We start from the raw sequence: 9,857 nt of genomic DNA on the forward strand, positions 1-9,857 counted from the left end.
CGAACTCAGCAGTGAAACGATGCATCGCCGATGGTAGTGTGGGGTTTCCCCATGTGAGAGTAGGTCATCGTCAAGATTAAATTCCAAAACCCCTATCTGCGTATGCAGGTAGGGGTTTTGTTTTTGTAGAAGTCACTCATTTTCACCTGCACGTTACTGCTGTAACGGGCGGGTCACAGAATTTCTTGACGACCATAGAGCATTGGAACCACCTGATCCCATCCCGAACTCAGCAGTGAAACGATGCATCGCCGATGGTAGTGTGGGGTTTCCCCATGTGAGAGTAGGTCATCGTCAAGATTGAATTCCAAAACCCCTGTCTGCTAACGCAGACAGGGGTTTTGTCGTTTAGCACCCTATCAATGCCACTTGCCCATCACTGATGACTCAGGCTCTGCCTTGCAGGGTCACCCACCAGCGCGTTCGGTAGTGCAACTGGACGGGAAGGGCGTGCGTCAGGGCAACGAGGAGCTGGTCAGTGTCGTCCAGACGGAATGCCCCGGTGAGGCGTAGGTCGGCAATATCTGTGGCGCAGCTCAGGTGGCCATGCCGATGGCGGCCCAGTTCGTCCAGGAAGTCCGCGAGACGCATATTTCGCGCAACCATCAGGCCGTCCACCCACGTACCTGGCTCCAGGTCAGGCGGTGACGCCAGCGACGCTTGTTGGTGATCGACCAGGTAACTTTGCCCGGGACGCACCTCAATGGGCACGCCAGCGGCGGACACTGGTGAATGAATGATCACCTTGCCGGCCGTTACGCTGAGCCGGGTGTGGTTAGGTTCCTGAAGAAGGACATACCGGGCATCCACTCCCTCGAATAATCCATGAACACTTTGCACTCTTAACGGACGATCAAACGAGGCGGCTTGATCGATCCCGCCACAGGTCACGAGTATCTCGCCATGGGTCAGTTTGATCAGTCGCTGATGAGGGGTGTAATCCAGGTCTGCCGAACTGGCGGTATTGAGCTCGAGGCGGGTGCCGTCAGGCAGCTGAAAACCACGTCGTTCGCCAGTGGTGGTGGCGAAGTCGCAGGTCCATTGTTGCCAGTGGTATGCGTCCTTGGCCAACCAGGCTGTCGAACCCACCAGCAGCAAGCCCGAGAGCATCTTCAGGGCTTGCCGGCGGCCTACGCCCAAGGCACTGGCTGGCGAGGTATTCAAGTGGTCCGGGGCGCCTGGTATGGCGCGCGGATCGCTGTTCAGCTCGGCCTGCAGGGATTTGACACGCTGCCAGGCCAGTTCGTGTTCCTGGCGCTCCGCGCGCCATACATCGCATTGCAGGCGCAGCCGGGAATTGCCAGCGTTGTTGCGCAAGCGCAGGAGCCAGTGGATAGCCTGTCTCACGACATGTTGATCAGGCATCTGTGCTGCCAACGGTGATGAAGACATGATGCGGCTGCCCGGATGTCACAATGATAATTAGTCGCATTGTCTTTCACCGAAAGCCAATTACGCAACTGATCGCCCCGCGTCTGTCGAATGACATCGATCAAACCTTCTTGGAACGGCTATTGCTCGGGGCTATTGAGATAACGCGTAATCACTTCCACCGCACGATTGAGGTGCTGTTCAAGCAAGTGCACTGCGCCCTCGACATCACGGTCCCCCACTGCGCGCAACAGCGCCCGGTGGTCCTCCTGGGACAATTCACCCAGGTTCATCGCCTCCAGATTGAAGCGCAGGAAGCGTTCCTCTTCATTCAGCCCGTCCTCCACCAGCCGCAACAGCCTGCGGTTGGGCGCTTTACTGTAGAGCGCCATGTGGAAGAGGCGATTTAGACGACCGATCTCGGTAAAGTCGCGCTCTGTCTCGAGATCATCGATATGCCGCGCTGCCTGTTCAATGTCCTCGGCTGTAAGCAGGGGGATCGACAGACGCAATGCCTGCGACTCCAGCAGAATGCGCAGTGCGTAGGTTTCCACCGCATCGCCTTGAACAAGCGGCGCAACAACGGCGCCTTTGTGTGCGATGACGCTCAGCAGCGACTGCGCCTCAAGCTGACGCAGTGCTTCGCGAACCGGCATGCGGCTGACCCCGAAGAAATCCGCGAGGTCTTGTTGACGCAACGCTGTGCCACACGGGATTCGGCCGTCGAGAATCGCCGAGCGCAAGGTCTCTTCAATCACTGCGCGGGCCATGTGTGCGGGGATTGGCGCGTTGATCTTGATACTGCCTAGAGGGTTGGGCTTTTGTGTCACAACGCACCCTGAATAAGTTTTAATGATATTGGATCCAAATTGACACTAGAGACTGTCGGACAAGATGTCAAACCGGCGGCCTCCCTGAAAGTTTAGCGCGCTATCAGTGATCTCATCGTGCCATTGTCTTTTGTCGGGCTAACCTGCACCATCAACCGAATTCCACCTGCCTGATCTGGATGCCTCGCATTGGCGGTACGTTTCGCGATCCCTCGGACTTTGCGCTGGCTCTCATGCGCCCTGCTGCTGGCTGGCGTCATGCTGGGCGGCCTGCATGCCGATTGGGATTTCTCGCTGATCAGTCGCCGTGCCCAGGCATTGTACGGGCCCTTGGGCGAAGGGCAGCAACGCATTGACGCCTGGCAGCATTTATTGGCTACACAAAAGCAGGTCGGTGAACTCGAGCAGCTCAATCTGGTTAATCAGTTCTTCAACCGCAAAGTGCGTTATGTGGAGGATATCGACCTGTGGAACGAGGTTGATTATTGGGAGACGCCGGTCGAAGCGTTGTGGAAGGGCGCAGGAGATTGCGAAGACTATGCCATCGCCAAGTATTTCAGCCTGCGCCATCTTGGTGTTTCCAGTGACAAACTGCGCATCACCTACGTCAAGGCCCTGCGCCAGAATCGCGCGCATATGGTATTGACCTACTATTCGAGTCCCGAGGCGATGCCGTTGGTGCTCGACAGCTTGATCGATGCAATCAAGCCCGCCAATCAACGAACCGACCTGTTGCCGGTCTACTCTTTCAACGCAGAAGGGTTGTACCTTCCGGGCGCCAAGGGCAACAAGAAAGTCAGCGACACTAAACGCCTGTCCCGCTGGCAGGATGTGTTAAAGAAAATGCAGGCCGAAGGTTTTCCGGTCGAGACGACTTACTAGGAGCACGCGCTCAGATGTCTTTGTTCAAACAGCTTTTGATCGCTATCTGTCTGTTCCTGGTAGTCGCTTTCACTGGCAGCTTCATGGTCAGCCTGGAAAGCTCGCGGACCCAATACGTCAACCAGCTGCGCTCCCACGCCCAGGATGCAGCGACGGCCCTGGCGTTGTCCCTGACGCCTAATATTGATGACCCGGCGATGGTCGAGCTGCTGGTCAGCTCGATTTTCGACAGTGGCTACTACGCCAGCATTCGGGTGATAGACGTCAGCAACGACAACGTCATCGTGGAGCGCAGCGGCATTCCAGCGGTGACCAACGTGCCCGACTGGTTCGTCAAGCTGATCGGGCTGGAGCCCGCCGGTGGTGATGCCATCGTCAGCCGTGGCTGGGAGCAGGCGGCGCGGGTCGAGGTCGTCAGTCACCCAATGTTTGCATTGGCCAAGTTGTGGCAGAGCGCACTGGGCAGCCTGGGTTGGTTGCTGCTCTGTGGCGCCGTCAGTGCGGTGCTGGGTGCGCTGCTGCTGCGTCGGCAATTGAAGCCCCTGGACTACATGGTCAAGCAATCCCACGCGATTGCCCGGCGTGAGTTTCTCAGCCTGCCGGACCTGCCGCGCACCCCCGAATTGCGACGCGTTGTCCAGGCCATGAACCAGATGGTCGAGAAGCTCAAGGCGCTGTTCCAGGAGCAGGCCGAGCGCAGTGAAAAACTGCGAATCGAATCGTACCAGGACAACCTCACGGGCTTGGCCAATCGGCGGTACTTCGAGATGCAATTGAATGCCCGGGTGAGCAATCCGGAGCAGGCCAGCTCGGGTTATCTGCTGTTGCTACGGGTCAAGGATCTGGCCGGTTTGAACCAGCGTCTCGGCGGTCAGCGCACCGACGAGTTGCTGATTGCGGTCGGCGAGCAGCTGTCGCGGGAGTGCGCCAAGTATCCCGAGACTCACAACCTGGTCACGCGCATTCGCGGCGGCGAGTTTGCCGTGCTGGCCCCTGGGCTGGTCCGCGAAGAAGCGCTGCAACTGGCGCGCAATCTCGACAGCGCCTTGGCGAGCCTGCATGCCACGGGTGCCACCGATGTGGCCTCGGTTGCCTCCCTGGGCCTGGCACCGTTTGTCCATGGTGACTCACCACAGGCGGTCATCGGGTTAGCCGACCAGGCTCTGGCGCAGGCGGAAACCCAGGGTGAACCGAGCTGGGCCTGCCTGGATCACAGCGCCTCGTCCCGCGTCGCGGATGACCACCATGCCTGGCACAATCTGCTGGATCAGGCACTGACAAATCGAGGCCTGAAACTTTACTTCCAGCCGGTAGTCGCCAGTCAGGACCCGCAGCTGGTGCTGCACTACAAGGTGCTGTCGCGGCTGATTGACGATCAGGGCCAGACCATCCCGGCGGGGCGTTTCCTGCCCTGGCTGGAGCGCTTTGGCTGGACCGCACGCCTGGACCGGCTGATGCTGGAACTGGTGCTGGAGCAAATGGCCGGTCATGACGAGTCACTGGCGCTGAACCTGTCTTCGGCCACGCTGGCGGATCCGCAGATGCTGAACAAGGTGTTCGAGATCTTGCGCGCACATTCGAACATGGGGCCGCGCCTGACCCTGGAAATCGGCGAGGAACAGATTCCCGAGCAAGCCGTGCTCGAACAACTGACCAAGCGTTTGCGTGAACTGGGCTTCTCCCTGAGCCTGCAACGTTTTGGCGGACGCTTCAGCATGATCGGCAACCTTGCACGCCTCGGCCTGGCCTACCTGAAGATCGATGGCAGCTACATCCGTGCGATTGATCAGGAGGGCGACAAGCGCCTGTTCATCGAGGCGATTCAGCGCGCAGCGCACAGCATTGATCTGCCGCTGATAGCTGAGCGGGTCGAGACTGAAGGGGAGTTGTCGGTGATTCGCGAGATGGGGCTTTATGGGGTGCAAGGCCAGTTGTTTGGTGAGCCCAAGCCCTGGGAGTAAACACTTCAGAAGCACAAAAAATCGTCCGAAGGCTCGGGCCGCGATCGGACGATCTTTTGCTTTGGCAACGGTCCTAAATCAACCCCGTCTCTTCATCATCAATCAAGTGACTCAATCCACCCAACGCCTCACGCGCTTGGTTCCGGTCCATCAGCTTGGCCTGCGCCGCCGCCGGCAAGTCCGTCACCCGAATCACGCCTTTGCTGGTCAGCACCTGAATCAAGTCGTCGAGTACCCGGATCATTTCCAGGTCACTCTGCTTGAGCTGTTTGAGGCTGACTTCCATCACTTCGTTGGCGTACCACGCCTGAATCTCATGATGATCCGCGGGCAGCGTCTCGGTGGCCTCGGCGTAAACCGCCGCCTCCACGCGCACTAATTGGCCTTGCGCATCGCGTTGCACGTAAAACATTGAGCATCCCTCAGAAATGGACCAGCTTCATGCTGTCAGCAGCATAGGACAACTGCGCACGAGTATGCGGTGCGACGACGAAATCGTCACCGGGGTGATTGTCGCAAACGTGACGGCCGCCCGGTTTGGGCGGCCATCCGCTGGCTATCAGCTGTTGTTGTGATCAACCTTGATGGTCGGATCGCTACCGGCAATCAGGTTGTGCAGGTTGGCGGTAGACCAGTTGTTGCCTTCGAGTTTGATCGTCACATCGGCCTTGGCAGCTGCTGCGTCGGCACCGTTGAACTTACCGGCAGAGTTCACCTGCAGGGAAGAGACGCCGTCCACTGTGGTGATCTTCAAGAAGTTATCGATGGTGCTTCCGGTCTCGCCCTGCAACAAATCACGCAGGTCGATACGGTCGCCTTCGGCGGCCTTGAAGTCCTTGATCACGTCGGTACCGGTGTCGCCTGCTTTCCAGACGAAGGTATCGCCACCCAAACCGCCGATCAGGGTGTCGTTGCCTTTACCACCCATCAGGATGTCATTGCCATCGCCACCGTCGAGCAGGTCGTTGCCGGTTCCGCCGAGCAGGATGTCGTTGCCATTGCCGCCGTACAGTTTGTCGTCGCCGCCTTGGCCGAAGATGATGTCATCGCCGGTGCCGCCCAGCAGGGTATCTGCACCATCATGGGCACCGGACATGTCGAACGCCTTGTAGTTCTCGGTCACGAACTGGTGCACGTTGCTTGGGGTGACCTTGTTGGTTTCGACACCTGTTTCCTGGCCGACGAACGCTTGCAGCGCGGTGTAGCCCTCACCGGTAACGCCGTTGAAGCTCACCAGGTCGCCGAAGATGATGTCGTTGCCATCGCCGCCGTTAATGGTGTCGCTGCCAGGCAATGTCGCCTCGCTATGGCCGAGGATCGCGTTAGCCAGGTCATCAGGGTTGATGTTGGCCAGCGGTTTGCCTTTGGTCGTGTTGTACGGAGCCAGATCGTTTTCGGTAACTGCGTTGTTCAAGCCAATGGCCTGTACGGTGGAGTTGGCGGCTGCGAACAGTGCCAGTGCCAGTCCTGCATTGTAGGCGCTGTCACGATCAACCTTGCCTTCCCCGGTGTTGTAAGACAGTTCGTAAGTCCCATCACCCTGGGCGTGAATCTTCAGGCTGTTACCGATCTTCGAAGGTTTCCACTCGCCGGAATCGTTCTGGGTCCATTTGTAAACGTTGCCGTTGGCATCGACCAATGTCCGGAGTTGGCCGCCGATCATCGTGTTAAACGCGGTACCAGGCATGTAATCACCGGCCTTCATCAGGCTGTCGAGATTGATGTCGGCGTTGCCGTTCGACCAGTGATAATCGACTACCAATGGATTGGTCTGCTCGGACGACGTGTAGGCCGTTGGTGCACCGTCGGTGATGAAATAAGTCAGGTTCTGCGCACCCGAGTTACTCATCGCCTCCTCGCTGTGGAACCAGTTGGCGGTAGTCTTGAACACGTCCTCGTAGTTGGTCCAGCCACCGGATTTCATGCTCTCGAGCACTGTTTTCAAGCTGTCCAGCGCGCCCTTGCTCGACAAGTCGACCGAGATCGATTTGTTCACCTGCGTATCGAAGTCCACCAGGAACACTTTTACGGTTCCAGGGTTTGCACCTTGGGACGTGGCGCTGGCGATCAGCGAGGTGAACACCGCAATCAGGGAGTTCTTGGCCGAAGTCACGGAGGCGGAGCTCATACTGCTCGAACTGTCGACCATGAAGGCGATGTTGTAGTTCTGGCCCGGTATCGTCGTCAGCCCGGCGATGTCTGCCACGATAATATCGTTGCCGAAGGTGCCGTCCTGAACGTCGTTGCCCGACGTCAACGTGATCGGGTTGTACGTCGCCGGGTAGATGGTGACCGGAATCGTCGCCGTACTCGAAGCCGAACCACCCAGTTGCTCGGTAGAAGTCGAGGTCACGGTCAGGTCGAACTTGCCATTGTAGTAAGCCGGTGGCGTCAGGGTCAGGTTGGCCAGGTTCCAGCCAGTCACTATCGCCTTGCCATCGGTGCCCACGGTCCAGGTGTGGCCCGCGTCGTCGCTCAGCACCATCCCTTTCGGGAAGCCGCTGATGGTCACGCTGAGGCTTTCCGAGCCGTCGGTGTCGGTCAGTGCGGTGGTGATCTTCGACAGGTGTACGCTGCCGTTCTCCGCGCCTTCGTTGAGCTTGTAGCCCTCGTAGTAACCTTCACCGTTAGCGCCGTGCAGCTCGGACACCGTCACGCCGGATGCGGCCAGGTTGGCCACGCCGGTGTACAGCGGGATACCGGAACTGCTCAGGTCGACAGCGGCGGCGCCGTTGATCGACAGGTTGACGTCATAGCTGCCCGGGCCACTCTGGTTGTGGTGGTAGATATCGATGGTGTAGTAGCCGCTGGTGGTCGGCTTGAAGCCTGCGCCGGAGATGGCTCCACCTTTACCCCACAGCGCGCTGGCTACATCCTTGCCGCCAATCGTCACCAACAGACTGTCGTCAGCGCTGCCGCTGAAGGTGTAAGTCTTGCCGGCTTCAAGGTAAATAAGGCCGGAGGTTTTCGACGCGGTGCCCACAGCCACGTCGCCACTGGATTGCACGTTGCCGACGGTGGTGCTGGAGTTTGGTTTGCCGGCGGCATCGATCACCGATTTCAGCGTGTCGGATGGCGCGCCGTTACCGTTGGTGCCCAGGCCAGCCAGGCCGGTCCAGACTTCCTTGATCAAGCCCGTCGAGGTGACGTTGTTGCTGGCGACGTTCAGCGTTGGTGCATCTGCCACCGGGGTGATGTCGATTTTGATCGTGCCGGTGTTGCCCAGCAGCGAGCCGTCGGTTGGCTGGAACTGGATCTGCGCGTAGTCAGCCAGCTTGTTGCCCGTGCCGTTGGGGTTATCGTTGGCGCCAGACTCGTTGGTGTCTGGCATGAAACGCAACTTGCCCGCGTCGATGTCAGTCTTGGTGATGATCTGGTTAGGCGTAAGGTCGGTCCAGGTCGAGCCGTTCAGGTACTGCAATTTGCCGTCACCCGGCAGGCCGGTAATTTTTACACCCAGGCTGGCGTCGGGGCTGTCGACATCGCGGACGCCGAAGGTCGACCAGCCGAGGACCAGCGGGGTGTCTTCGGTACCTGTGACGGTAACCGGTGCGGCGATCGGTGCATCATTCACACCCACAACGGTAATGTTCAGGGTCGAAGTGACATTGCTACCGGAACCGTCGGTGACGTTGTAGCTGACCACTGGCACGCTGCCGTTGTAGTTGGCGGCCGGAGTAAAGGTGTACGCCCCGTTTGCCCCGATTACCAGGGTGCCGACGTTGGCGATAGTCGCGGTGCTGCCGGCGGTGTAGGTATTCGCACCGATGGTGAAGTTGACCACGGTCACGTCGCCGTCGACGCTCGAGGTATCAGTGAGGACGCTGCCGGTAACGGCAGTGTCTTCAAGGGTGGACACTCTTTCGCTGGCATCGGTGAAGCTGTCATCGACCGGGGTGACGCTGATGTTCAGGGTCGAGGTGACATTGCCACCGGAACCGTCAGTGACGGTGTAGCTGACCACTGGCACGCTGCCGTTGTAGTTGGCGGCCGGAGTAAAGGTGTACGCCCCGTTTGCCCCGATTACCAGGGTGCCGACATTGGCGATGGTCGCGGTGCTGCCGGCGGTGTAGGTATTCGCACCGATGGTGAAGTTGACCACGGTCACGTCGCCGTCGACGCTCGAGGTACCCGTGAGGACGCTGCCGGTAACGGCAGTGTCTTCAAGTGTGGACACTCTTTCGCTGGCATCGGTGAAGCTGTCATCGACCGGGGTGACGCTGATGTTCAGGGTCGAGGTGACATTGCTACCGGAACCGTCGGTAACGGTGTAGCTGACCACTGGCACTGTGCCGTTGTAGTTGGCGGCTGGGGTGAAGGTGTACGCCCCATTCGCGCCGATCACCAGGGTGCCGACATTGGCGATAGTCGCCGCACTGCCGGCGGTGTAGGTGTTCGCGCCGATGGTGAAGTTGACCACGCTCACGTTGCCGTCGACGCTTGAGGTACCCGTGAGGACGCTGCCGGTAACGGCAGTGTCTTCCAGGGTGGACACTCTTTCGCTGGCATCGGTGAAGCTGTCATCGACCGGGGTGACGCTGATGTTCAGGGTCGAGGTGACATTGCCACCGGAACCGTCAGTGACGGTGTAGCTGACCACTGGCACGCTGCCGTTGTAGTTGGCGGCCGGAGTAAAGGTGTACGCCCCGTTTGCCCCGATTACCAGGGTGCCGACATTGGCGATGGTCGCCGTTTTGCCAGCGGCGTAGGTGGTTTCGCCGATGGTGAAGTTAAGCACGCTGACCGGGCCGTCGACGCTCGAGGTACCCGTGAGGACGCTGCCGGTAACGGCAGTGTCTTCAAGGGTGGACAC

General features: G+C 59.2%; 6 protein-coding genes and 1 rRNA gene. 3 read left to right on the forward strand and 4 right to left on the reverse strand.

The window, feature by feature from the left end; genetic code table 11:
- Positions 1-184 precede the first annotated feature (184 nt).
- Positions 185-300, forward strand: a 5S ribosomal RNA gene (gene rrf, locus EQV97_RS28670).
- Positions 301-387: 87 nt separating this feature from the next.
- Here the strand turns inward: rrf and EQV97_RS28675 are convergent.
- Both EQV97_RS28675 and EQV97_RS28680 read right to left on the reverse strand, forming a co-directional pair.
- On the reverse strand, positions 388-1,365 hold the full coding sequence (locus EQV97_RS28675; protein WP_240890562.1) for a FecR domain-containing protein: 978 nt from the start codon (positions 1,363-1,365) through the stop codon (positions 388-390).
- A gap of 146 nt (positions 1,366-1,511) precedes the next feature.
- Positions 1,512-2,201 (reverse strand): GntR family transcriptional regulator, encoded by a 690-nt coding sequence (locus EQV97_RS28680; RefSeq protein ID WP_240890563.1) that lies wholly within the window; start codon positions 2,199-2,201, stop codon positions 1,512-1,514.
- Between the two features lie 189 nt (positions 2,202-2,390).
- Between EQV97_RS28680 and lapG the strand changes: the two genes are divergently transcribed.
- Both lapG and lapD read left to right on the forward strand, forming a co-directional pair.
- Positions 2,391-3,083, forward strand: a complete 693-nt coding sequence (lapG, locus tag EQV97_RS28685; protein ID WP_240890564.1) for a cysteine protease LapG — start codon at positions 2,391-2,393, stop codon at positions 3,081-3,083.
- A 14-nt stretch (positions 3,084-3,097) separates the two neighbouring features.
- Positions 3,098-5,044, forward strand: a complete 1,947-nt coding sequence (gene lapD / locus EQV97_RS28690; RefSeq protein ID WP_240890565.1) for a cyclic di-GMP receptor LapD — start codon at positions 3,098-3,100, stop codon at positions 5,042-5,044.
- A 73-nt stretch (positions 5,045-5,117) separates the two neighbouring features.
- Here lapD and EQV97_RS28695 read toward each other — a convergent pair whose 3' ends face one another.
- Both EQV97_RS28695 and EQV97_RS28700 read right to left on the reverse strand, forming a co-directional pair.
- Positions 5,118-5,456: a tryptophan synthase subunit beta gene (locus EQV97_RS28695; protein WP_122840834.1), complete on the reverse strand. Its 339-nt coding sequence runs from the start codon at positions 5,454-5,456 to the stop codon at positions 5,118-5,120.
- Between the two features lie 147 nt (positions 5,457-5,603).
- Positions 5,604-9,857: tandem-95 repeat protein (locus EQV97_RS28700; RefSeq protein ID WP_276614407.1), on the reverse strand; the 4,254-nt coding region annotated here is incomplete at its 5' end.

This window comes from Pseudomonas sp. TMW22090, from assembly GCF_022496665.1.
Lineage (GTDB): Bacteria > Pseudomonadota > Gammaproteobacteria > Pseudomonadales > Pseudomonadaceae > Aquipseudomonas > Aquipseudomonas gregormendelii.

Bases quoted from the DNA above. Each gene is read 5' to 3' on its own strand.
- lapD (WP_240890565.1), top strand. From the start codon at position 3,098: ATGTCTTTGTTCAAACAGCTTTTGATCGCTATCTGTCTGTTCCTGGTA.
- EQV97_RS28675 (WP_240890562.1), bottom strand. From the start codon at position 1,365: ATGCCTGATCAACATGTCGTGAGACAGGCTATCCACTGGCTCCTGCGC.
- EQV97_RS28695 (WP_122840834.1), bottom strand. From the start codon at position 5,456: ATGTTTTACGTGCAACGCGATGCGCAAGGCCAATTAGTGCGCGTGGAG.